General features: G+C 33.8%; 14 protein-coding genes. 6 read left to right on the top strand and 8 right to left on the bottom strand.

The features are described from left to right. Nucleotides 1-93: 93 nt before the first annotated feature. A complete protein-coding gene (locus P3F56_RS07265; protein ID WP_281152228.1) occupies nucleotides 94-2,433 on the bottom strand; it encodes an ATP-dependent helicase in 2,340 nt (779 codons plus the stop codon). 1,472 nt (nucleotides 2,434-3,905) lie between these two features. Here P3F56_RS07265 and P3F56_RS07260 point away from each other — a divergent pair. Beyond that, nucleotides 3,906-4,577: an ester cyclase gene (locus tag P3F56_RS07260; protein ID WP_281152227.1), complete on the top strand. Its 672-nt coding sequence runs from the start codon at nucleotides 3,906-3,908 to the stop codon at nucleotides 4,575-4,577. A gap of 383 nt (nucleotides 4,578-4,960) precedes the next feature. On the opposite strand, the gene P3F56_RS07255 is transcribed toward P3F56_RS07260, so the two are convergent. The 4 genes from P3F56_RS07255 to P3F56_RS07240 form a co-directional block, all read right to left on the bottom strand. Continuing rightward, nucleotides 4,961-5,095 (bottom strand): hypothetical protein, encoded by a 135-nt coding sequence (locus P3F56_RS07255; protein WP_281152226.1) that lies wholly within the window; start codon nucleotides 5,093-5,095, stop codon nucleotides 4,961-4,963. 1,039 nt (nucleotides 5,096-6,134) lie between these two features. Then, on the bottom strand, nucleotides 6,135-7,079 hold the full coding sequence (gene era / locus P3F56_RS07250; protein ID WP_281152225.1) for a GTPase Era: 945 nt from the start codon (nucleotides 7,077-7,079) through the stop codon (nucleotides 6,135-6,137). A gap of 64 nt (nucleotides 7,080-7,143) precedes the next feature. Then, complete coding sequence (locus P3F56_RS07245) at nucleotides 7,144-7,614, bottom strand: CYTH domain-containing protein (RefSeq protein WP_281152224.1); 471 nt, start codon at nucleotides 7,612-7,614, stop codon at nucleotides 7,144-7,146. A gap of 771 nt (nucleotides 7,615-8,385) precedes the next feature. Further along, nucleotides 8,386-8,517 carry a hypothetical protein gene (locus P3F56_RS07240; RefSeq protein ID WP_281152223.1) on the bottom strand — a complete coding sequence of 44 codons (132 nt, stop codon included), beginning with the start codon at nucleotides 8,515-8,517 and terminating at the stop codon, nucleotides 8,386-8,388. Between the two features lie 989 nt (nucleotides 8,518-9,506). On the opposite strand from P3F56_RS07240, the gene typA reads away from it, so the two are divergent. Beyond that, complete coding sequence (gene typA / locus P3F56_RS07235; protein ID WP_281152222.1) at nucleotides 9,507-11,300, top strand: translational GTPase TypA; 1,794 nt, start codon at nucleotides 9,507-9,509, stop codon at nucleotides 11,298-11,300. A 4,363-nt stretch (nucleotides 11,301-15,663) separates the two neighbouring features. Here typA and P3F56_RS07230 read toward each other — a convergent pair. Then, a complete protein-coding gene (locus tag P3F56_RS07230) occupies nucleotides 15,664-15,819 on the bottom strand; it encodes a hypothetical protein (protein ID WP_281152221.1) in 156 nt (51 codons plus the stop codon). Nucleotides 15,820-16,064: 245 nt separating this feature from the next. Here P3F56_RS07230 and P3F56_RS07225 point away from each other — a divergent pair, with 245 nt between their 5' ends. Then, complete coding sequence (locus P3F56_RS07225; RefSeq protein ID WP_281152220.1) at nucleotides 16,065-17,435, top strand: AAA-like domain-containing protein; 1,371 nt, start codon at nucleotides 16,065-16,067, stop codon at nucleotides 17,433-17,435. A 379-nt stretch (nucleotides 17,436-17,814) separates the two neighbouring features. Here P3F56_RS07225 and queA read toward each other — a convergent pair whose 3' ends face one another. Further along, the gene (queA, locus tag P3F56_RS07220) at nucleotides 17,815-18,903 is read right to left on the bottom strand and encodes a tRNA preQ1(34) S-adenosylmethionine ribosyltransferase-isomerase QueA (RefSeq protein WP_281153760.1); all 1,089 of its coding nucleotides are present in this window, start codon (nucleotides 18,901-18,903) and stop codon (nucleotides 17,815-17,817) included. A 149-nt stretch (nucleotides 18,904-19,052) separates the two neighbouring features. Here queA and P3F56_RS07215 point away from each other — a divergent pair, with 149 nt between their 5' ends. Further along, nucleotides 19,053-19,442 carry a hypothetical protein gene (locus tag P3F56_RS07215; protein ID WP_281152219.1) on the top strand — a complete coding sequence of 130 codons (390 nt, stop codon included), beginning with the start codon at nucleotides 19,053-19,055 and terminating at the stop codon, nucleotides 19,440-19,442. 480 nt (nucleotides 19,443-19,922) lie between these two features. After that, complete coding sequence (gene glmU / locus P3F56_RS07210; protein ID WP_281152218.1) at nucleotides 19,923-21,284, top strand: bifunctional UDP-N-acetylglucosamine diphosphorylase/glucosamine-1-phosphate N-acetyltransferase GlmU; 1,362 nt, start codon at nucleotides 19,923-19,925, stop codon at nucleotides 21,282-21,284. A gap of 1,740 nt (nucleotides 21,285-23,024) precedes the next feature. On the opposite strand, the gene P3F56_RS07205 is transcribed toward glmU, so the two are convergent. Further along, nucleotides 23,025-23,441 carry a hypothetical protein gene (locus P3F56_RS07205; protein WP_281152217.1) on the bottom strand — a complete coding sequence of 139 codons (417 nt, stop codon included), beginning with the start codon at nucleotides 23,439-23,441 and terminating at the stop codon, nucleotides 23,025-23,027. Between the two features lie 1,194 nt (nucleotides 23,442-24,635). On the opposite strand from P3F56_RS07205, the gene psbQ reads away from it, so the two are divergent. Continuing rightward, the gene (psbQ, locus tag P3F56_RS10560; RefSeq protein ID WP_405054786.1) at nucleotides 24,636-24,899 is read left to right on the top strand and encodes a photosystem II protein PsbQ; all 264 of its coding nucleotides are present in this window, start codon (nucleotides 24,636-24,638) and stop codon (nucleotides 24,897-24,899) included. Nucleotides 24,900-24,954 lie beyond the last annotated feature (55 nt).

Below are 24,954 nucleotides of genomic sequence, written 5' to 3'. Positions count from 1 at the left end.
TTAAAAAAGATTTTAACGTATTTGCATAATGCTATAGACAATTTAATTATTATCATAGTTGATAGATTTAAGGAATGTAAACCGGGTAAGTATTTACATAATTGATTCAGGAAATTGTTCCTTCAAAATTGGTATAATAGGACAAGGAACTTTCGGTTGCAAATTGATTGTTTTATTCCCTTGAAAAACATTCCAACGAAAAGGGCCCAGATGGGCAGCAGACATCCATAATAAGCGTTTTGCTCTTGTCATTGCTACATAAAGTAAGCGATATTCTTCGGCTTTCTTAAGTTGTGCCGCTTCTTCCCAAGCTTTCTTAGGTTCAGATATCTCGCTGACTAATTCTTGGGTGATATGTTGTCCGTGAACTGCTGATCGAATTTGAGCACGAGCTACTTCTGCAAAAGCAAAATCTCCTAGAAATTTAGCCGCAGTAGGAACCCAAGGACTACCAGGCAAAACATCTTTATGTAAGAAAGGAATAAAGACATAATCCCAATCTAATCCTTTGGCTTTGTGCATAGTAATGATTGTCAATTGATTGGCTTTTGTGTAACGATCTTCATTGTCTTCTTCTACTTCTTCAAACCCTTCAATACTGACAATTTCTTGAAGGGTTTTGATAGTTGTTTTTAAGGAATTATTTTCTATAATTTGTCGATTAATGCGATCAGAAAGTTTTTGAACTGTAGCTAATTCTGATCCTGTATATTTAAGAGTCATTCCTAAAAATGGTATAAGTTGATAGGATGGTAATTCTAATTTAGCCCGTAAGAGATTACAACAGTAACGACGCGCTTGTAATACTTCTTTTTTTTGTTTCTTAATTAAGGGATTAGGATAGAGAAAATTTTCTGGATAGGTAACTAATGTATTGAGATCTTGAGTCGCAATTAAATCTCGTTTTTCTAAAATTTCTAAGGCTGATTTTAAATATTCTGCGGAATGAGGACGATCAATAAAACGTAATATTTTAAGGATTTCTTCAGGAATTTTAGAGAATCGCTCTACTTCTCCTACTTCATATATTTTAATTCCGTGAGCTTTTCTTAAATGAGCTAGATTTGCCGCTAAAAATCGACTTTGACGATTTTCTCTAACTAAAATAGCTGAATTATGCTTGGGATTGTTTTTGAAAAGTTTTACAATTCTTTCTTCTATTAATTCTACGGTTGTATATATATCTTTTGGTGTATAAATTTCTAACCCTTTTCCCACAGATTTAGGGTTAAGCTGAAGATCATTTTTTTTGACTGGATAAATATACTGTTGACGAAAAGGAATATATTCTTTAGTCAAAGAAAAACTATTTTTATTTGACTCGAGGTTTTGCCTATTTTTTGTTTCATTTATCCATTGACTGTTAACCCAACTTAGAGTAAAATTAGCTGCATCAATAATAACTTTACTACTACGTCCAGCTTGATTCATAATGGCTAAATTATTTTGAGCTTCACAGCGTTTACAAAACCAATTAAAATAAATAGGATCAGCAGGAGTAAAAGTAGAATTAATCGCTTGATTAGGATCACCAACTCGAATCAAATTAGGTGGATTGTCAGAATGATTAGAATCTTGAGCTAATAAGTTAATTAGTTTTTCTTGAAGGGGGCTAGAATCTTGAGCTTCATCTTCAAGAACGGCAAAAGTTTCTTGTTGCCAACGATTACGAATATTTGTATTTTCTAAAACTCGTAAAGATGCTAAAGTTATGTCGTCATAATCAATAAAATCTAGTGATCGCATCACTTTTTCATACTGTTTATATAAACCTGCTCCTATTCCTAAAATATTATAATGATCTGCCGAATATTTGCTTAATTGTGCTATCTTTTGGGGAGAAAGTCCTGAACTTTTAGCTTCACGGATAATAATGTGAGCTAGTTTAGGTAAAACTTCAGTACGTAATACCAATTGACGACGTAGTCTTTCCGTTTCTTCTCCATCAAATTGGAATCCTTGTAATAAAACTTGGTAGTGGTGAGGGTTGGCACTAATCCACTCTTCTACGGAAGTCCGAATAATATGATGACTAGGGGTAGGAATAACAATGGTAGCGGTGTCTAAGTTAAGCTGAGATAACTTAGGATTATGACTAGCAATATTAAGTGCTAAACCGTGTAAAGTTTGTACCATAAAACCTGTTTGAGATAATCGTAATTCTTTCAAACATTTTTTAATCTTAGCTTTAATGCCAGCCGCTGCAGAACGGGTATAAGTCACGATAATCAGTTGTTTTTTAGGGTGTAATTGATAGCGTCCGATCATGATAGTCGCCGCTACTGCCAAACTATGAGATTTACCGGCCCCAGGAACTGCAGATATTGCCATTTCTCCCCTTTCCCAATCTGCTAACTGTTTTTGTCCAAGGCGCAAACTATTGCGGAGTTGTTGTAGTTTTTCCGAAAGGTCTAGGTTTAATAAAATAGTCATGTTGAAGTTGTGAACAATTTACTTATTATCAATTTCTTATGAGTTTTTTGTAGTAGTTAAAAACTTCATGAATTAATATTTCATTATATTTTAGTAAAAACATCCTGGTTCTTAGATTGTATTTATTTTTTTTAGCTCATAATTACTTAACTAAATCAATATAATTAAATTGAATCTATAGCCATCTTAACTAGGTTTCTCTTGGTTAAAATAGAGGAAAAAATTTAGAAATTTTAATTTTGCATCCATCTCTCTGTTACTTTATCATGACACTAAGATTATCTCTATAAATAAAACTAACTTCTAGAAGATAAACTTCGTTAAATAATAAATATTCTGTGATTTCTTAAAGATAATTTCAGATACGGTAGATTTTATCTAAAATAGAATTAGAATGAAGTAACTGTTATTACCAAAGAATGGGAATGCTCTAAGTAGGTTAAACAATAGGAGACTTAAACAATGAAACTTTTTGGACTGTGTCCTGCTCGAAGTAAAACATTGTTCTGGACGGGTGTTGCTTTGACAGTAAGCGTTATTTTGTAACCCAGAAACAGACAGGAAATAACTTGTCTTCTGACCTTGATGGCTTTATATGTCTTTGGTTCCTTTTCGGTGCCAATTCCCAGGTTCAGAGAATGGAGGTAATTTCATTATCTTAAATTCCGATGTTAGTTTTAGTTAGCTTAAATGGAAAACAAGCTAAGAACAATGCTTAGCTTGTGAAATTAATTAATTGTTATGAGCAAAGGGTTTAGAACTTCACCTGAGTACTCTGAGTGGTATTCAGGTAAATGAGCTTAAACAAGTATAAAATAAAAAAGTGTTTTAAAAAAGCGAGTGCTAGATACCAAACTGCCTAAAAATATAGCTAACGGAATTGGAAGAACTAAAACTATCAAATTTTACTATTAAACAGAAAATTATCTATTTATCTGGCATAATAGAGAGGGGCGAAAGCTGCTAGTATGAAAATTAAAATAATGACTGTAAGTCAAGGAAATTCAAGACTGACCATAACCAATAGTAGTGAATACTCAAATGTATAATTTTTATTATATCTCTGTAACGATTCGTAATCGTTAGTAGTAATTTTCTACAAAAAATAGTTACTAGAAAACCATAGGATTATATAAATTTAAAACAGACACATTTACCAAAGGCTATATGTGTCTGTTTTACAGATTTCCTGTTCTTAATAATGATAAAAAAATATATATATTTTGTAGACTAGGTTAGTTACAACTTTAATTTTTAGAAGAAATCAGTTGTACTTTGTCAAGTAACCTACTAGATTAATTATTGGAACTAAAAAAGTTGGCATTTTTATTTTTATGTACGATTTAAGAATCAAAAAAATTAATATTTCTTATATAAATATTTTAATCTAAAATTAATAATTATTATAGTATCTTTCTAATAGACTCTTAGAGAAGGGTTTTGGCTTAAAATCATACGAAAGGAGAACTTAAATGGATTATGACTCAGATAAATTACCAATTTGGGTACAAGACCGCGATACAGTGATTGCTAATGATGAAGGGGTGCAATGGCGCAACGGCGAACGTCCCGATTATTCCTATACTAATCAATTTCTCAGAGTAGAAAGCCAATTTAATCATCCTGAGGGGTCATTAGAAGCAATTGTTGAAAACTTGGTGAGAACTTTTGAAATGGAAGCCTCTCATAAGACTAATCCAGAACAATGGTTATCAATCGTAACCGATAAATTTCGGATGAGCAGCAATGGCGGACAGTTTTATACAGCCCAAAAGGTGTCCGAGCAAGGAACTTACAATTTATTTATTGATGATGGTGAAAAGTACAGTGCTACGGAAGAAACTTTTGAATCTTCCTTTGAACTATTTCATAAGGCTTTTCCTAATGGTTTTCTTTGGGAATTAACTGAAGTGTTATCAGGACCACCTAATATTACTTTTAAATGGCGACATTGGGGAACATTTAATGGTCCATATAAAGATCACCAACCCACAGGACAAACTATCGAAATCGTGGGTTTAAGTATTGCTAGGGTCACAGATGACTTAAAAATTTTAGAAGTTGAGCATTATTTTGATAATAGTACTTTTCTCCAGAAATTAACCTCTGGTTGTCCTTTTAATCATGGCAAGGAAAAGGGATGAGAATCTGTCGTCAGTCAAGTCAAGTAATAAATCTTTACCCTAAGGAGAGATATGTAATGCTTAACCTAAAACCTTAATTCAATTTACCTGGTTTGATAGCAATTCCTGGTTAATAGGAATCGCTGGACAACGAATTTTTCTCGACTCTTTGTTAGAGTTTTTTAAAATATTTAATGGACTAGAGTCGATGTTTGAGGAGATAGAATCCACATTTTATCTTATCGATTAGCCCACTGACCTAATTTTACTTTCCCAGGAGTTAGAGGAGCATGCTAGCCTCTCCATTTTTGAGGAAATTGATCCAGTAAAATAATTAAAGCTATACAACTCAATAGAGATTTATCTTAGTTATCTAATTGATAAGAAGTCGCTAATTTATAGGTCTATAAAAACCGAGATCGCACAGCTTGGTCAAATTTAAGCTTTTTAATAAACCAAAATTTTTGAGTATTCCCATAATTAATGGAAGTGAATTGACCTAACCAGAAATCTAAAATATCTTGATAATAGTTATTCATTAGTCACGATTAACTATTAATTTACTCAACTTTTTAATCACAATTTTTACAAATGGCGGATGTCAAACAGGGAGATAAATATCGACCAATATAGTTTTGCTATTAGCAGAAAAAACACCCAAAAAACTAATTATCATTTAATGGATTAAAGGCTAAACGATAATATTTTTCTTCAGGGGTAACACCGCTCATAAATTGTTCTTCTGATCTTTCCTCACAAACAATATAAATAATTAATAGGGAGATAAAATCCAATCATATTGTTAGGACATTCTGACATCCCTTTCTCTAGAGATTCTAGAAATAAACTAATTGTTTGTTCTATGGCATTAGAGCGAAATTTTCTACATTTTCTTGATTATTCTCTACCGGTGAAATTAAAGCAAGATTCTTTATTGCTAAAACAAATATATTGCTCTCTTTTTAAGATAGCTACCTCTTTATTTTCTACTTCAAAATAGCTTCATAAATGTGGAGCATCTTGTTCAGGATTGATTTATTCAAGTTGAAACCATTTAACTGATTTAGGTTGATTTAAATAGAAATTAATACTACCCTGAGTATTGGATATCACTCCAATAACTAATACTTCGAGAGTATCACCTACTTCTAAACTTCCTAGTTTATTGCAGTGAAAACAATAAAAACAACGGCTACTCTGAACTAAGTCAGATGAATAAGTAGCTAATAATTCTCAAAACTATTATAAGGATTGAATTCTTATTGATAAAGAGAGTTAAAACTAGCTAGTAGAAACAGGGGTTCGATCATTCATAGGTTTTCCTACTTGGGAAATTATTTGATATTGTAACCCTTGAGAAAGATCTAAAATGCTGCTATGACTCTAACTAGGTTTCCGAACTCTTTGCTGATAAAATTTTGTCCACTAGCAACACAAGTATATAAACTTTTGGCGGAAACAGATACAATTTCTACGGCCATACTCAAACTAGCTAAGAAAAAATCTATCGGGATAAAGAATCTGTCTGAATAAAGATATAATCATCAATAAATTTTTATTTTTATTAAAAATAAAAATTTAAAATTCAAGATGATAACCAAATTCTGACAAACGTAAACTTGATTGTCGCCATTTTGGTTCTACTTTTACAAAAAGTTTTAAATAAACTTCTCCCATAATTAGTTTCTGTATTTGTTTTCTTGCAGCACTTCCTATGGCTTTAAGCATATTCCCCTTTTTGCCAATAATAATCCCTTTTTGGGAGTCCCTTTCCACATTAATTGCGGCAAAAACACGAGTTAGATTAGAAGTTTCTTCAACTTTTTCAATAACAACTGCAACAGAATGAGGAATTTCTTGGCTAGTTTGCTGTAAAACTTGTTCTCGAATTAGTTCCCCCATAATGAAGTGTTCAGGTTGATCAGTCACTAGATTGGGTGGGTAATAATAGGGACCAGGAGGAAGGTAATTTATCAATGTCTTTTGTAACGGCTCTAATCCTTCTCCAGTTAACGCTGAAAACTTTATAACTGGCCAGTTATAAGGTCGAGCTAGAGTTAAATAACTTTTATCTAAAGGATGGTAATCTGAGGGTTGTTGATCCGTTTTATTGAGTCCTAAAATAACTGGATTAGTGGAAGTTCCTAAGAGTTCAGCAACATAGTGATCACCTCCTCCTGCTAGGACAGAACTGTCAACAATAAAGAGAATAATATCAACAGAGTTAATTGCAGATTTAGCATTTTGTACTAGAATTTTTCCGAGTTGATGGTGAGGTTTATGAATTCCTGGAGTATCAATTAAAATGATTTGTGCTTCTTCAACGGTTAAAATTCCTCTTAAGCGGTTACGAGTAGTTTGGGATATAGGAGACGTAATTGCAATTTCTTGTCCTACTAATTGATTCATTAGGGTTGATTTTCCAACGTTTGGACGACCAATAATCCCGACAAAACCAGACTTAAATCCTGCTGGGGCAGTCGGAATAGTTGATAGGGAAACTAGCTCAGATTCATAATTCATTTGAGAGATAATAAAAAAAGGTAAACAGTCTATATCATTATAACTAACAACTTATTATGAAAATTTATTTCCAGATTAAATAAGGATGTTTTGCTAAATTAACATTATAAAATCTTAAATCTTGGGTTACCTCTTCACCAATCCAAGCTGGCAACTCAAAATATTGATCCTCAGAACTTAATTCTACCTCCGCTAAAATTAATCCTTCATTTTCTCCCTGAAATTCATCCACTTCCCAAACTAAATTTCCCAAGTCTATTCTGTATCTAATTTTTTTAATTAAAGGATGATCACATAGATTTTCTAACATTATTTCTGCATCTTCTAAAGGAATAGGATATTCAAATTCTTCTCTAGTAAACCTCTTAGTTTTTCCTTTAAATGTTAAGAAAGCACAATCCCCCACAATTCTTACCCGAACAGTAGTCATTTTATTCTGGGTTAGAATATACCCCTGTCGGTATATTTTTCCTGGTCCCCAGGAGCGCCAAGCATCTCCTTTAACTAAAAATTTGCGCTCAATTTCAATAGCCATAAAATTAAAATTTTCTCCTGATATCAATTAGCAAGTAGTGTTTAAAAATAAAAATAATTCAATCATACTACGTTTTTCATATAGATGAGGTTTATATTGGTGAGCAGAGGAGGTGATTAAGATTATATTCAATAAGTAATTTTGATTATTGCTAGATAAGAGTTTATAGAGATTTTCAATTAGGTAGTTTATAAAAACAGCAGTTGGGGAAACTAGCCAGTTATATCTTCGTCGTTTGCTAAATCAATCGCTTTATTGATAGCTTGATTGAAACCTATAGAATTTCGTGATTTGTTAGTTAACAAATATTCTTTGATTTTTGTACCAACAGTTTTCAACGGAGTTGAAATCAAGAATATAAAAATACGACTTGTGCTCCTATAGATTCTATCATTTCTATGATTTTTGTTCCTTAATAAGCTTGTCAATTAATCATAACTACACAAATACCTGTCGATATTTATGATATCAAAATTTATATTTGATCATTTATAAAACTTTTTATTTTTGTCCACATTTTTTTCAAAAAAGAAATGATGTAGCAAACACTCAAATAAAAATAATACCTTTTCTTAAAGATTAATATATTTTCCGTGAACTCGTTTTCCTTTAGTTGCTTTAGCAAAATAGATAGTTATGGCTAGGGAAACTCCAGTTTCATCAATACAAACTAAGTCTGAGAGTTTGAGTTATCCAAGTGTCGTCGAATATTTATACCCCAAAGTTTTAATTTTATCTATGTAAACTTCTTAAAATATTCAGTATTTATTTTCAGCTTAAATTAAGTTGTTGAAGCAAACGATACGTGCCAGTAATATAAACTTCAATACCCATTTTTCTGTGTAAACGAGCACTTAGCTCTTGTAGAGGAGCATCATTATCTTGTTCTAGCAATTGTTCCACAATATTAAGTTGTCTCTCCTTAATTAAAGGGAATTTTCCTTGGACATGAAGGAATGGTCATATACTGTTTGTTGTTTCCTAATATCTAAGGAGACGATTGACAAGAACTAACTTAAAACACTCCGCTAGTTGTACAATTATATTGTATTGATTGGTCTTATTACTAGTTTATACAGTTTTAGTGGAAATATCTATAAAATACAGCTCCATTTTTTAGTGCAACTAATGCAACTAATATTTTTGGAATTCCTTCACTTTAATCGATGAAAATAAAAATCGCTACATTGAGAATCTTCTTTATTAAACTGAATTAGGTATTTAATATTATAGGTACAAATTAAATAGGAGTGTTCAGTTTAACATAATTTAATCTAAACATGAAACCTACTAAGTATTATTTCTATGATGAATTCTTTCGATAAATCTGTTATTAACAATAATATTTTCTATTTTTAGAATGACAGGTTTTGTATTATTTTTTGTACTGAAAGTTGGATCAGTCAAGTACAATTTAATATTTGAGTTTTTAAAGAGGTTTATTATACTAAAGTTTGCTAATAACTATTTAAAAGAAACTGTATTTTTCTAATTCTCATCCAGTCTTAAGTTGACGTCAGTTCTCCAAGTGTTAAACACACAGTTGTCATTTTCAATATTTAAGTTAAAATGCGATAAGGTTAACAATTACTATCAAAATAATAGCTGCCAACAACTAAGAACGTTATAGTTGTTTAAAATAGCGGTAGACAAAGGCAGTATACCCCCTAGAGTAGGCACTATTCTCAACGAGAAAACCTTAATTATGACGTCTTTTCTTCACACTAATTGATTATACCCTAATTTATTACTGATTGCTTATTATCTATTTCCTAAGTATATTTCCTAAAACTTAACCGACTGCTACCATTATCATATAAGCTAGCATGTAAGCTAGGACCGTTAAAAAATCTATAGTAACATTTCTAAACTTTTTTACCATTTCATTATCTATGTCTCTGCCCATTCGCAACGTTGCCATTATCGCCCACGTCGATCACGGTAAAACTACCCTGGTTGATGCCCTTCTCAAACAGTCCGGTATTTTCCGCGAAGGGGAAGAGATCCCAGACTGTGTAATGGACTCCAATACCCTAGAAAGGGAACGAGGAATCACCATTTTGTCAAAAAACACCGCAGTTCGCTATGAAGATACCCTAATTAACATTGTCGATACCCCTGGTCACGCAGACTTTGGGGGAGAAGTGGAACGGGTTTTAGGGATGGTAGATGGCTGTATTTTAATTGTGGACGCCAATGAGGGTCCAATGCCCCAAACTCGTTTTGTTCTCAAAAAAGCCTTAGAAAAGGGATTACGTCCCATTGTGGTCGTTAATAAAATTGACCGTCCCCAAGTTGACCCCAATATTGCCGTAGATAAAGTCTTTGATTTATTCGTGGAACTAGGTGCAGATGATGATCAATGCGATTTTACGACCCTGTTTGCCTCGGGTTTATCCGGTTTTGCCAAAAATAGCTTAGAAGATGAAGGGGTAGACATGGAACCGCTATTTCAAGCAATTTTAAACCATATTCCCCCACCGGCTGGCGATCCAACTAAAACTCTACAATTACAAGTGACTACCCTGGACTATTCTGAGTATCTAGGGCGGATCATTATTGGTCGCATTCATAATGGGGTGATTAAAGCAGGTCAACAAGCGGCTTTGATGAAAGAAGACGGCAGTATGGTTAGAGGAAAAATTAGTAAATTACTCGGGTTTGAAGGGCTGCAACGGGTGGAACTTGAAGAATCAAGTGCTGGTAATCTGGTGGCAGTGGCTGGGTTTGCAGATGCTAATATTGGGGAAACCTTGACTTGTCCCAATGAACCCCAAGCTTTACCTTTAATTAAAGTTGACGAACCTACCCTACAAATGACTTTTTCTGTCAACGACTCTCCTTTTGCTGGACAGGAAGGAACTTATGTTACCTCACGACAAATCCGTGATCGCTTAATGCGAGAATTGGAAACCAATGTTGCTTTACGAGTTGAAGAAAACGAGTCCCCCGATAAATTTGAGGTATCCGGACGGGGAGAATTACACCTCGGTATTTTAATTGAAACCATGCGTCGGGAAGGTTATGAATTCCAAGTCTCCCAACCCCAAGTTATCTATCGGGAAGTGAATGGCCAACCCTGTGAACCCTTTGAATATTTAGTCTTGGATATTCCTGAACAAGCAGTTGGAGCTTGTATTGAACGCTTAGGACAACGTAAAGGGGAAATGAAAGATATGCAAACTGGAATCAACGGACGAACTCAATTAGAGTTTGTGGTTCCAGCCCGTGGTTTAATTGGGTTTCGTGGAGATTTCATCCGTATCTCACGGGGTGAGGGGATTATGAACCATAGTTTCTTGGAATATCGTCCCATTTCTGGAGATTTGGAAACTCGTTACAACGGAGTAATTACTTCCTTTGAAGAAGGAGTTGCAACATTCTATGCGTTGAAAAATGCCGAAGATCGCGGTATCTTTTTTATCACCCCTGGAACCAAAGTGTATAAAGGAATGATTATTGGAGAAAGTAACCGTCCTCAAGATGTGGAATTGAACGTCTGCAAAACCAAGCAATTGACCAACCATCGTTCTGCAACTGGAGATGAATTAGTCCAATTACAAGCCCCCGAAGAAATGAGTTTAGAAAGAGCATTAGAATATATTGGGGCTGATGAATTAGTAGAGGTAACGCCTGAATCTATTCGTCTACGGAAGATGAAAACTAAAAAATTAGCCAAACGCTAAATTCTAAACTTGAAATACTTGAAATAATCTAGGGTGGGCGATGCCCACCTTTTTTACTGCAAAAACTTTAGTGTAGTATTATTCGCAAAGCGAGACCGCTTTTTGAGAGAAAATTGTGGGTTTTCAGTCCAATCATCCACTCAGTTAAAGAACGACTTTGTATTTATTTGTTGTTGTTTTAATTCTAAAAATGCTGTGATCTAATACACAGTAATGCAGTGTCAAAGTGTTTGTACTTGAATATAAATTACAAGCCAAAACTACATCAAATAGAAGCTATCTATTAATCAAGCAATACAGGCAACTAAATTCGTCCATAATAAAGTGCTTCATTATTGGGTAGATCATCCTGGAGTTAGCAAAACAGAATCATTCAAATATAACATTAGGCTTATAAAAGAGTTTAAATTTGTTTATGATCGTAACTCCCATGCTTGCCAAATTATGGTTGAAATAAATTTAAGAGTAATCTCTTATTTTGATAATACTTGCCAGAAAAAGGTCAAAGAAAAAAATAGGATATCTAAAATTTTTAAAAAATTATTGCTCAGGAGAGTTCAACTTCTTTAAATAAAAGCTATCAGATGATAAATTTTATATTATTTTAATGGATAAAAAGAATATTGGTCAATTTCAATTAATATGGTAAAAAACATTAATTATTATTAACCTAGGTATATTAAAAGAGTTAGAATAAGTAACAACTTAATCCTCAACCTCAAAAGATGAAAAAAGAGTTAAACAATCTAGTAACTCTCATCAATATAGACAAAAAATTCGTTTATTACAAGTGTGAAACTCCACTTAATAAACATAAGTTTTGTAGAAAGTTTAGAGATAACAAAAAGCAGCATTTCTTGAAGTCTAGTATTATGAATTTAATGTCAAGTTATGTTGTAGGAACTTAGGTACAATAAAAGAAAAATAATCTAGATTAAAACGATACCTAAAAAAAACTTAATTTAGCTTTGCAATTTAGTTGACTTAAACCCCAAAAATAGTTCCTTAAAAAGAAAAAAATATGTAGATTTAAGAGGATAGTATTTACCTTAAAAAATATCAATATTTCAGGGACAGACTCTTAAAAAGAGAGTAGTTGCTGTAGTAATCTATTTAATTAGAGCGAATAAATTCCGAACAAATATAATTAAATAAAAGAATAGATTGTTAGGATGTCAAAATAAGAATTTTAAGCAAAGAGAAGAAAAAAATCTCTATTAACTGATTAACTACTTAAGAAATTAGCTCACTAATTAAAATTAAAACCAGCACATTGGCAAACAGGGAAAAGACTGAAAGTAGCTCGTTAGATAGAAAACAAAAATTGTGTTGAAAAAGTTTGGGACTAAACAGGATGGGATTACGTGAAAAAGCTCAGATATTCTTGTCAGAGTCCGAAAGCATAACACAGCAAGAGAGAGCCTCTAAAAAAAGAAAGATTCATGAAAAACTAACCTTCAAAAATCTAAAAAATCGAAAAAAGATAGACAAAAACTAAGATAGATATATATTTTTTTGATGAACCTAGAGTAGAATTGAAACCAATCAGAAAAAAAGTCTGGAGTCTAGGAAAAGACCAACTGCGATGAGAAGTCAGGGCTATAAATTGTCGGTCATACGTCTACGAATTTGTCAAACTACTAAAGAGAGCAACTTTATGAAATTAAATTCCAAGAGGGAATATAAAATGGCTGAATTTAGTTTATGAACATTTGGCTAAAGATGTAGGGTTATCTAAAAAAATCTTATTTATAGAGAATAGTAACAATAGTAACAATAGTAACAATAGTAACAGACGACATCGTAGCAAAAAAGTCTAATTTTTTTTAGAAATTACCAGAAAATCTTTAGAAACTTATTCTCCAGAATTAGAACCAGCAAAAAGATGACAGAAATTATGTGGATTATCTTTGATACTATCAAAGAAGTATTACTAAATTATTGTAATTAACTCAGTTAAATCAGAGAAAACATTGATAATTTAACCAATAATAATGAGTTAAATTTCCTGTAATTTTTTAGAAGGGTATGGCCGTCGGATTTAGTATATCTCATCTCGAGCTTACCGAAGTATTTTGTGAGATAGATCACTTCTATCAAAGATTTGAACAGCATTTTGGGGAGAAAAAAGATGTTGCTCTCGTTTAAAGAGAGGTTAAGTGATGCCCTTATCATTACATTTCATAGGTCAGGATATCGAACCTTTAAAACATCTTATAAATTACGGGTTATTCCCAATTGTAAAAAGTATTTCCTAATCTAGTCAGCTAGAATAGTGTTGTGGAGCTTATCCTCTGAGTAATAAAGTTACTGTCCTATTTATTTTCTATTCATAAAGAAAAAATTACAGTAATTATTTGCTATTGATTATTCTCTGATAGAAGTTTTAATCAGTCTTGCAGTCGGACATACCAAATTTTTAAAGGTTTAGTGAGATGGGACTAAATTATGTGTGATGGCATTGGGAATTTAAACTGCATTTAATTGTAAATAACTACGGGTAATTATTTGTTTTTAAGTTAATTTAAGGCAAAATAGATGAACGCAAACCAGTTTATGAGTCAAGGAAAAGTTTAATTGGCAAATTATTGAGGAGCTAAGGATATATTTTTTACGAACTCTTTGAAAAGCCCTATTAACAAGGACATCAATTAATTATCTGTCATAAATAGAGTATGAAGCAAAAGTCAGTAAAACTGAGTGATCAAATATTACTTAATAAGCGTTTTTTGATTGAAACAATTAACGATTAGCTTAAAAATGTCTCTTAGATTGAACATTTTAGAAAATAAAGTATTTGAAACTGTTTTGTTAATCTTTATACTTGACTAATATCTTATCTCCGTCCACTTAAAAACTTTCTCGTGATTTAGGGTTAAATAGCAGGCTTCCCTTGCATATTGATATTTTTCAACAACCATTTTAGTCTTTGTTATTGGTAATTACTATTTCAGCTAATCGTGTAATTAGTCGTACTTTAACTTAGTAATCAAGAATAACAATCGTATTATTGAATATAGTTTAACTCACGTTTATAAAGTTTAAATATAGAGTAGTTTGTGAACTGTTAAACGTTAATAGTATGATAAAAAATTTCATTCAGCTAAGTCGATAAAAGGTGTAAGATAAACCTATTTTAGACAATTGCTAAATATTTTTGATATAGATATGGCAAAATAACTATAGCGGTAGATCCTCAGAATACTTTTCATTATTTTCTTAATTGTAGTTAAAAAGTTCAGAAGTATTTGTTAACTAGAATCTATAATTGTCCTTATTGTGGTTATCTCAAATGTAGAGATTGAAATGCTGCCTTAATCATTTTGCAAAAATGATTAAGTAGGTTGGGGCGCAGCCAAACTCAAGCGTTAGGATAGACTCCCTCTTAGTCGGCTCAAAAAATACTACTGGTTGATGAAGAATCATTAAGTGAAGTGTATGAACGGATTGACAAATTAAGTTAAACATTTGTTTACTGGAATAGACAAAGTGAGCACTATGTATTTGAAAAACTAAAAACTATCTCTTAGTTCAAAAACTATATAAAGATAATTTTTCTTAAAAAAAATTATCTTTATATTTGACACTAATTATTAATTAACTCTTTTACTCTTATTGAGAGTAATCTGATAAAGTTTTGCAAAAAACTAAAAAGTTAGTTGAAATCATCTAAAATTTTTTGACTATAAATTTACTGATTTCACATAGTTGCTTTAGGACCAGGTGGTAACATTCAGTAATTCAATAAGTTTTTTAAATTTTAAAAAATCAACTCTTACTAACATCGTTTAAATCTTAATTATTTCAGCAAAATAAAAGATAATATCGAGCGATATCGTTTTTGAAATGTTTTTAAATACTTTAACTTTCAACAAAAGTACCATTTTCCTCTATCGATAACTTTCAAACGACTGGTAATCTCATTTATTGATTGGGACCTATCAATTTTTAGCTATTCCTAATCATGAAATTTAATTCCTAGTCACTAGATAAATCGTCAAACGTCTCGAATAAATAATCATAGCTTTAATATTGGGACTTAGCAATAAAATAATGAGTATAGAGGTCCAAAATGATACCCAGCCCCAGATTTCTTCATAAGAGCTTCAATAGCTATCTTTTATGTTGACAAACTCCTCTATTTTCTTAGTTTTCTACCCTTTATTTTTAGCGACAGCTAAATATTTTAAGATAAATCATGTTTAAGTTCATCTATCAATAAGTAACTCCTATAAGCCAAACTAGGAAAAAATATCTTATGAAGGTTTTGACCTTGCTTAGATAACTTAGGGAAAAAGCCAGGAATCTGCCTAGCTTTTTGATAAATATTTTTGAGTAGACACTTCAGGAGTTGCGATATTTTTTAACATTCATCATCCTTGTCTCCTCCACAATCATTGTTAGTAATTACATTTCCAGGCATAATATGAGGAACAGCGACTGCTATGGTTTCTATGCCAACAATGGTGAGTAAGACGATGGCGGTTCCCAAGGCTAATTGACATTTGATAGGTTTCATAGTTAATTTTCTCCTGGTCATTCACACCAATTTGGTTAGTTTTGAGTATCTTTAATCCTCCACTTTTAGGATAAAACGCCTTACACCGAATGTCAGTCCCACAATTGAATTTTAAGGCTGAGCAACATAGAAGTAAAGCGAAAATAGTAGAATTAGGAATAAGTATGTATTAGAAACTACACTTGATACTAACGGTCATTTTTGCCAGTGTAAATACTAGATTTAATATCCTTAAGACAACCGCCATGAAACCAAAAGGCTGGGATCAATTCCTCAAAGAAGTAGCCATCGATCAAAATCTAAAAGGAAGACTTCGAGAAATCTTTTTAGTTCGGTTTGCTTATGAAAATTGGCGTAAACCGGATACAGAGGTTTGGGAACTAGCTGAAGCAGCCAGTCATGAGACATATAAGAAACAAATGACCGAACTCTACAGTTGTTTTGCCAATGATCAGCCTAATGGTTGCCCTGAATTGGATCCTCGTAGTAAAGGTCCTGGGAAGTTCCAAGTTTTACGAGAATGGCTCAAAGATATTAAATATCCTGATTGGAAACAAGCATCAGCAATGCCAACGTTTTCGAGTCTTCCGATAATTGATCTCCAAACGCGCATAAAAGTTGACTCTCCTATTTATATTCAACGTCCTCCGGTTGAAGTAGATAGTTGCCAAGAAATTCTTAAACCTGGTGCGTTAATTAGGATTAAAGCCCCTGAAAAAATGGGGAAAACATCCCTTCTTAATACTATTCTCCTCTATGCTGAAGCTTCTGACTGTCGCAAAGTGTATCTTAATCTTCGTGGTGCAGAAGGAGCAATGTTTACCACCTTAGATAAATTTCTTCGCTGGTTTTGTGCGAACATTAGTCGAGAGTTAGGCATTAAACCTGAACTCGATGATTATTGGGATGAGGAATTATTTGGTAGTTTAGTAAGTTGTAAAACTTATTTTCAAGATTATTTATTAGAACAGATTAACCGCCCTATAGCGTTAGGTTTAGACAATCTTGATCGCATCTTTGAATATCCCAATATTGCTAAAGATTTTTTACCTATGCTTCGCTATTGGCATGAAGAGGCCAACAATTTAGAAATTTGGCAAAATCTTCGTTTAGTAATTGCTAATTCTACAGAGGTTTATATCAAACTTGACGCTAATCAATCTCCTTTTAATGTGGGAAGACAAGTCAAATTACCTGGGTTTAAGCTAGAGCAAGTATTAACTCTCGCTAAATATTATGGATTTAGTTGGTCAGAAGATAAAAAACAACAAGAGTTTGCGAAATATTTAATTGAAATGGTAGGAGGACATCCCTATTTAATTCGTCTTGCTTTTGATGCCCTTACCTATAAGAATATTCCTCAGAATAAGCTCTTAGAAGAAGCCTCGACCCAAGGAGGAATTTACGGGTCGCATTTACGCCGTCATTGGAATAATTTACAATCTTCTCCTGAGTTAGCTGAGGCCATGAAACAAGTGGTTAAAACTGAAATGGGAGTACAGTTAGAACCATCTGTAGCTTATAAATTAGAGAGTATGGGACTAATTAATTTAGTAGGAGATGAAGCCCAGCCCAGTTGCAAGCTATATCATAACTATTTTCTGGATAATCTTTAAACTCTAATTTTAGAGAGTGGTATCAGTTTATTTTTTGGCTTCTTCTAATGCTTGGTGCCAATACCAAGCATTTCTAATTTTTAAGTTTTTTTTAGGACATTTGTGTTCTTACTTATGCCCATTATCTTTAACTAAAGAGATCCTATTTATAGTTTTTTCGTAAAAACCACAAAACCCCAAAGTATTTCGTAAAAAGCTATCTCTAAAACTAACAAAATAAATATTTATAAAAAAAATAAATCAGTTAGATTGTATAGATGTGTAAGTTAACTCAAAATAAGATGTTTTAATTAGCAACTCTTAAAAAGTTGCTAATTAATTTAAAAGTTTTATCTGTAGAATCAGTTACTAATTAGTGAGATTAACCATCAGGTTTAAATTACTGGATTATAATTAGCATCCCATCTCCAAAAGAATAAAATCGATAACGTTGTTCAATTGCTTCTTGATATAAATTCATCAATCTTTCCCGCCCTATCAAAGCACTCACTAACATTAATAAACTAGATCGCGGCAAGTGAAAATTCGTAATCATTCCATCAACTACTTGCCAGGAATACCCAGGATAAATAAATAGATTAGTCTTGCCTTGAAATGTAACTAACCCTTGTTCACCTTTAGTTTTAGCTATTTGTGCTGCCCCTTCCAAAGATCTAACTACCGTTGTTCCTACTGCAATCACCCGTCCCCCATTCTTTTTTGTCTGAGCAATCATCTCCACAGTAGTCTGGGGAACTTCCACCCATTCCGAATGCATATCATGTTGGGTAATATCTTCTGCCTCCACAGGACGAAACGTTCCTACCCCCACATGGAGAGTGACATAAGCTTGAGCAATTCCCTTGTCAGTCAACCTTTGTAGCAACTCTGGAGTAAAGTGTAATCCTGCTGTGGGAGCTGCCACCGCTCCAGGTTTTTGAGCATAAATAGTTTGATAAAGATCGCAGTTATCTTCAAAATGGGTTATATAAGGAGGTAGAGGAATCTTCCCCAGGTGTTCGATCGCTTGCCAAAATAAGTCCGGTGAAGATATCTCAAACTGTAACAATCTTCCCCCTGTTGCTGAATCAACTTTAAGTACCTTAGCTTTTAAATAGAAGGGACTTTTTGTATTTCCTTCTGGGGAGTTGGGGAACCAAATTTCCGAACCAACTTTAAACCGTTTTCCTGGTTTAACTAAGGCCAACCAACACAACGGGGCTTTTTCCTCTAATAGCAAGATCTCAACAGGTGCGCCTGTCGTTTTATGTCCATAAAGTCTAGCCCGAATGACACGAGTATTATTAAGTACTAATAAGTCTCCTGGCAATAACCACTGGGGTAACTCTCGGAACACACTATGAACTTGAGTCGTCAAGTAATCAACTACCAATAGTCGAGAACTATCTCTAGGGGTAACAGGTTTTTGGGCAATCAACTCAGGTGGCAATTGATAATCGTAACTCGATAATAAACAGTCATCAGTCATAGGAAAAACAAAAATCTGAAGAAATTGGGTAGTTTCCCCCATTGTAAAACGTCTAAAATGGGGGGTAGTCCCCTATGAGAATTGGTCAGATTGTTGTCACCCTAGAATACACAGGATAATTAATAAGCAGATAACTTAGAGAGGGACATATGGACTATATTTACTTTCTTGGTAACGCAAGCTTAACCTTACGGGCCATCGAATACTTACAATCCACGAACAACTGGCCATCTTGTTCGATGACAGTTATTCATCAAATTAATGGTTGGATCGTTAGGGTTAAGTTTAAACAGCCTTTAACTCCTTACCAACACGAGAACTTTAAGGCATTTATGAATGAAATCGGCATCCCCTACGAACTTGAAATCCGTCTTCAAATGGTCTTCTGGAGTTTAGAAACGGGACAAGCTCCAATCGATGTCATGCGTCGTTATCAAGTGGCTATTGTTTCTCATGGATTTCCCGATATTAATGACATTGAGGCATTTCGACAACAGTTCACTCAAGGCTTAGGTTATTGTCCAGAAACTTTAGCTTAATTCGTCAGGAAATTTGGGTAAAAATCCTTTAGTAGAACGATGGCTTTGTATTAGACTATCAAGTAGGTTAAGTGACCCGCCAAAGACAATACATTAAGCAAGACAGCTTTTAGAGTAAAGTCCAGTTAACCTAACTGGTAGCGCGGACAATGTCAATAAGACTGGAAAAAAGAAGATAGGGAAATGGGTGTGAGAACTCTTAGGATCAAAAAACACATAACTCTTCCGTTTGAGACCTTAACATGGAAGAATCGCAGGGCTTGCAAAGATAACCTGTGGAGTGAAGGTAAGACCATAAAGCTCAAAAGCTCATTGTGGATAGAGGCAGTTTTGTCGAAGCAGAAACATAAATTGTGAGGCTTAGGATTTACTCCTGTTTTACGGCGTGTGAAGATGTTGAAACCATTCCTATTAATTAGGAACAAAAGGGTCCACGACACGGTATACTCCACCCAGGGATATTGATTAACTAGAAAAGTAATGGTAGCCGTAGCAATTCTCGCAGCAGGACGTGGAACACGGATGAAGTCAGACCTTCCTAAGGTACTTCATCAAGTGGGGGGACGTTCATTGGTAGAACGGGTACTTGAAAGTTGTTACCTGCTCAATCCATCTCGAAAACTCGTCGTTGTAGGTTATGAAGCTCAACTAGTTCAAGAGTCATTGCATCAAGTTGACTTCTTAGAATTTGTTGAGCAAAGGGAACAATTAGGTACAGGTCATGCTATTCAACAATTGTTGCCTTGTTTAAAAGACTTTACCGGAGATTTATTAGTCTTAAATGGAGATGTGCCCTTATTAAGGCCTGAAACATTAGAAAATTTACTCAAGAGTCATCAACTTCATCATAATGCTGCTACATTACTTACAGCCCATTTACCTGATCCAAAAGGATATGGACGAGTATTTTGTGATGGTGACAATTTAGTCAGACAAATTGTGGAAGATCGTGACTGTAACACCGCCCAAAAACAAAACCATCGCATTAATGGAGGTATTTATTGTTTTAATTGGCCAAAATTAGCCGAAGTACTGCCTAAACTCTCTCCTAATAATGATCAAGAAGAATATTATTTAACGGATGTGGTTAAATATCTATCTCCTGTGATGGCAGTAGATGTGAAAGATTATTTTGAGATTAGTGGAATTAATGATCGTAAACAATTGGCTATGGCCAATGATATCCTTCAAAGTCGTATCAAAGATTATTGGATGGCTAAAGGGGTAACCATGATTGCTCCTGATAGCATCACTATTGACGATACCGTTGAATTGCAACCTGATGTTGTGATCGAACCCCAAAGTCACTTAAGGGGAAATACTGTTGTTGGGAAAGGGAGTCTCATTGGCCCAGGAACTCTAATTGAAAATAGTAAAGTTGGTGAAAACGTAATAGTACTTTACTCAGTCATCATTGACAGTCAAGTGGCTGATGGATGCCGTGTTGGCCCCTATACGCATTTGCGGGGTCAAGCTAAGGTGGGAGAGTCCTCTCGTATTGGTAATTTTGTGGAAATTAAAAAGTCAATCATTGGACAAAAAACCAATGTGGCTCATCTTTCCTATTTAGGGGATGCAAAGTTAGGAGAAGGGGTTAACGTGGGGGCTGGGACCATTACTGCTAACTATGATGGGGTACAAAAACATCCGACTATTATTGGTAATGGAACAAAAACTGGAGCTAATAGTGTGCTTGTGGCTCCAGTGACGTTAGGGGACAATGTCACTGTGGCTGCTGGGTCTGTTGTCACCGACAATGTCCCCGACCAAGCGTTAGTCATTGCTCGAGAACGGCAGCGAATTATTAGGGATTGGAAAATGAGTATTAAGAAGAAAAATTAGTAATTTATTGTCCTCAATGAGATAAATAATAACTGACATAAAATTCCTTGGGCTAGAAGCTCTACTTTTTACTTGTGAGTAGTTAGACTTCAATAAACAACACCGTGTCAAGAAACTAGAAGAAAGTAGGTAAATTGTCAACTCATTCTGAACAAACCGAAAAGTATCCTAGGATAAGAAGCTAAAACAAAGCTCAAAATTAGTATGATATAGATATTGGTAAGTGTGAGTTTGACAGTTATTTTGACCTGATTAAATCAGATTTAGTCTTTTTTGTTTAATTTTTAGTTAATCGACTTTTCTTCATTTTTGATTCTTAACAAGAAATCTCTTCACTTCTAAACTATTGGGTGCTAAGCATAATTCGATGGCATCTATCACTGCTATCGTCAATTCGTATTTATCTTCCAACATTCTACCGGTTAATTCATCTTCTTTTATTCTTTGTCATTCTTACTCAATTCTGTTAAATTATTGGGCATAAGTAGGCAAAAAAATATATAAATCCTGTTTTCTCCGTCTTTTATACTGTCCTTTTGTTTACTCTTTGTTTGACAGGGAAAGAACCAACTACTGATATTTTTTTTAGTATTGTATTATACAATTTTATTTTTTGTTTAGAACATATAGGGGGTCTCAATTAGGTAGCTCATGATAACAGCAGTGAGTAAACCAGCAAATTATGTTTTCATTGGTTGCTGAATCAATTTCTTTATTGATAGCTTGATTGAGTACTCTAGAATTAGGAAATACTTAAGTTAGCAAATATTTTTTAATTTTCGATCAACAGTTTTCAATCAAATTGAAATCAGGAAAATATGGAAATAACGACATAAATTTTTCCTCTATAGATTCTATCTGTTCTCTAGACTTTTATGGCTTTATGAGCTTGTAAATTATCTACGACCATACAAATCCCTAATTAGATTTTTGATATCAGCACTTCTGTTTCATCAATGAGAAATGAGAAAAGCTTCTTTAAATTTTTTTATCGTTCAAAAGTAAAAGAGACCAAAAAACTTGATGTAGTGAGCGATCTAATTAAAGTAATATTTTTTCCCAAAATATTTGTCCATTTTCCATAAACTCGCTTTCTTTTAGTTGCTCTGGCAAAGTTACGAGTCATTGCAAGCTCAACTCAGATTTCGTCGATAAAAACTAGGTCTGAAAGTTTAAGTTGTTCAAGTATCGTCTAATATTCCCATATCAGAGCCTAAAGCCTATCTATGTAGGGTTTTACAAGGCATTCTGAGTTAAGTTAAGTTTTTATACTAAACGACACGTAGTAAATATTTTTTCGTGTAAGCAAGTACTTAGTCCTTGTAAAGGAGCATTGTTATCTTGTTCTAGCAATTGTTCTACAACACTAAGTTGTTCTGCTTCAATTTAAGGAAGTTTTCCTAAGCCATAAAGGAATAGTCATATATTTTTGTGCTGCTTCCTAACGTCTAAGGAGTGATTTTTAAAATCATAACTGACTTGAAAACGCTCTGCTAGTTATTGAGTTGATTGATCTTATTTTTCAGTTTCTATAAAAAAGTGGAAATATCTATGGAGTATGGCTTCATTTTCTAGTATGACTAGACATCTTTTTGATTTCTTTACTTTAATCTATCCAAATGAAAATCGCTTTGACACCGTGGTGTCGGGGAATTGCTTAAGGGGAAGGAAGTCTATAGCTTTTGTGGAGTGTAGTAATTAGTTTCCTTCAAAGGATTATGAAGACAGAATCTCGCCATTTTAATTAAATAACTCAAATACTTGACGACAGAAACATTTAAGCTTTTCCACTACATCTGCGGCTGGTTGATAACTTCCCTCAAATTGCCAATCATCCACTGTTGACAGTCGCCAGGCCTCGCCTTGATGATTAAACGCTGCTGTATCGACTCCAACTAATCTTTCAAAGTCATCTACGGGATCTTGATGGAAACGAATTTGTACCAACAAACTACGACTTTGGAAACGGGGACTCCATCCAGGTAAATGGAATCCGATGTCAATGGAATCGGGATCGACTAATTCAAGGGTATCAGGATCGTTATACCAAGGGTTAAGGTCTGCTTTGGCATCGGGAAAATGCGACTTAAATAGATGGACAATGACTGCAATCTTAGTAGTCACTTCTAGTCCTTGTGCTTTTTCCGACGCGTTCATAGTGTAATCTCCTCTCACATAACAAATAGACTAACAGGTTTTAATCAGGTCTTAGATGGTAAATTTAATGAATGAATTTGTCTATTCTATGCCACAATTTTAATAAGTTTCTCCATAGATAATGACAATAAAATTAAAAATTCATGACAGAGTATTCCTTAACCATTGGTTTTCCCGAGTAATTTTGTCGGGAGGTTTCCCCAATCTAATGAGACTGAAAAAGCCTCTGTTATTCTTCTCCATGGATTATTTTTCCATAGCTATACTGACTTACTTAATACTTAGCGAAAAAAGACATTCGAACGATCGCCCCTAATGAAATTGGTTTTGGAAAATCCGCTAGACTAGATAAGAGCAAGTTTACCTATACCCCAGGCTTAGTAGTTAGACGTTAAAAGTATTTATTGAAGTCTTAGACCTTAAGCAATTATCTATACATCGTCCAAGGTTTTCTAGTCTCGGTGGAAATATAATATGCCTTTGCTTACCTTAGGAAAATTGATTGCTTGATCATCTTGAATACTCCCATTTTACCTGATGTGAAATTACCATAGTTTATGAAACAGAGGAAATTCCTCTTATAGTGGATGTAGTGACTCAAAATATTCTAATTATCGATTAAGATCTCGAAAAAAGAAGTGAATTGATCGTGTCTGATAAAAAATTGGCAATGTCTCGACAACTGTAAAAGTTCAGCTGTGGGACGGTCTTTGCTAGCCACAACAATGATGGCTATTCGAAAAGGGGTTAATAATTGGGGTTGTTATCACCTTGATTGTTTGGTAAATGGCTACTTCCTAACTATTTTTAGGGGTTTCTGAAAGCTTAGCAGCTACTTATGATATCGTGGTATTGCTCAGTCCAGATGAGGCTAAACACTATTCTCAAGAACATTGAGCGCAAGAAGTGAACAATCAAATTGTAAACTTTTTATGCCGTAAGGCTTCATAAAGAGTCTAATTATTGGGAGAAGCGATAAATGAGTTTAATTGTGAATAGTAGCAATAGAATGATGTCAAGTCTTAGGTCGATTTTATCGATGGTCTTGATGCTCGGGACCGTTTTTTAGTAAGTTAGAGTGGTCTTCAAGCGTCTATTTTTGCCACCTGTTCTCCCGAAAAAATTAAGCAACCGCAAGTTTTGATTGGACCGATTGCAGAAGCATGGAGAAAAATGTCAATTTTAAAATAGTTCATTTCTAACCAAAATTGGATAGATACCCGAACTTATATTGATGGACCTTTAAGCGCACTTAGCCAACAGATGAATAATTTACACTATTCTCTGTTGCACAAGGAACAAAAAACTGCTTCTAATCTAATGAAGAAGTTTTTTAAAAATTTTGAACAGATTAATGTAACGGACATGAATCGTGATAGATTAGCCGCTGAAAATGAATACTATCAAGCTGTTTGTGACTTTAATACTTTCTTATATCTGATTCCTAAATGTAGCTAAGTTAGTTAATGGTTAACAGTTAATAGTAGTCGGTTTCCTGTTTTAATTATTGATA

This window comes from cyanobacterium endosymbiont of Epithemia clementina EcSB (assembly GCF_029919255.1).
Lineage (GTDB): Bacteria > Cyanobacteriota > Cyanobacteriia > Cyanobacteriales > Microcystaceae > Rippkaea.
The sequence above is the reverse complement of the archived record's forward strand: the minus strand, read 5'-3'. Positions and strand labels throughout refer to the sequence as shown.

Excerpts from the sequence above, each read along its gene's own strand:
- glmU (WP_281152218.1), top strand. The coding sequence starts at position 19,923 with ATGGTAGCCGTAGCAATTCTCGCAGCAGGACGTGGAACACGGATGAAG.
- P3F56_RS07255 (WP_281152226.1), bottom strand. The coding sequence starts at position 5,095 with ATGAATAACTATTATCAAGATATTTTAGATTTCTGGTTAGGTCAATTC.
- P3F56_RS07215 (WP_281152219.1), top strand. The coding sequence starts at position 19,053 with ATGGACTATATTTACTTTCTTGGTAACGCAAGCTTAACCTTACGGGCC.
- queA (WP_281153760.1), bottom strand. The coding sequence starts at position 18,903 with ATGACTGATGACTGTTTATTATCGAGTTACGATTATCAATTGCCACCT.
- P3F56_RS07260 (WP_281152227.1), top strand. The coding sequence starts at position 3,906 with ATGGATTATGACTCAGATAAATTACCAATTTGGGTACAAGACCGCGAT.
- P3F56_RS07205 (WP_281152217.1), bottom strand. The coding sequence starts at position 23,441 with ATGAACGCGTCGGAAAAAGCACAAGGACTAGAAGTGACTACTAAGATT.
- typA (WP_281152222.1), top strand. The coding sequence starts at position 9,507 with ATGTCTCTGCCCATTCGCAACGTTGCCATTATCGCCCACGTCGATCAC.
- P3F56_RS07225 (WP_281152220.1), top strand. The coding sequence starts at position 16,065 with ATGAAACCAAAAGGCTGGGATCAATTCCTCAAAGAAGTAGCCATCGAT.
- P3F56_RS07245 (WP_281152224.1), bottom strand. The coding sequence starts at position 7,614 with ATGGCTATTGAAATTGAGCGCAAATTTTTAGTTAAAGGAGATGCTTGG.
- P3F56_RS07265 (WP_281152228.1), bottom strand. The coding sequence starts at position 2,433 with ATGACTATTTTATTAAACCTAGACCTTTCGGAAAAACTACAACAACTC.
- P3F56_RS07230 (WP_281152221.1), bottom strand. The coding sequence starts at position 15,819 with ATGAAACCTATCAAATGTCAATTAGCCTTGGGAACCGCCATCGTCTTA.
- era (WP_281152225.1), bottom strand. The coding sequence starts at position 7,079 with ATGAATTATGAATCTGAGCTAGTTTCCCTATCAACTATTCCGACTGCC.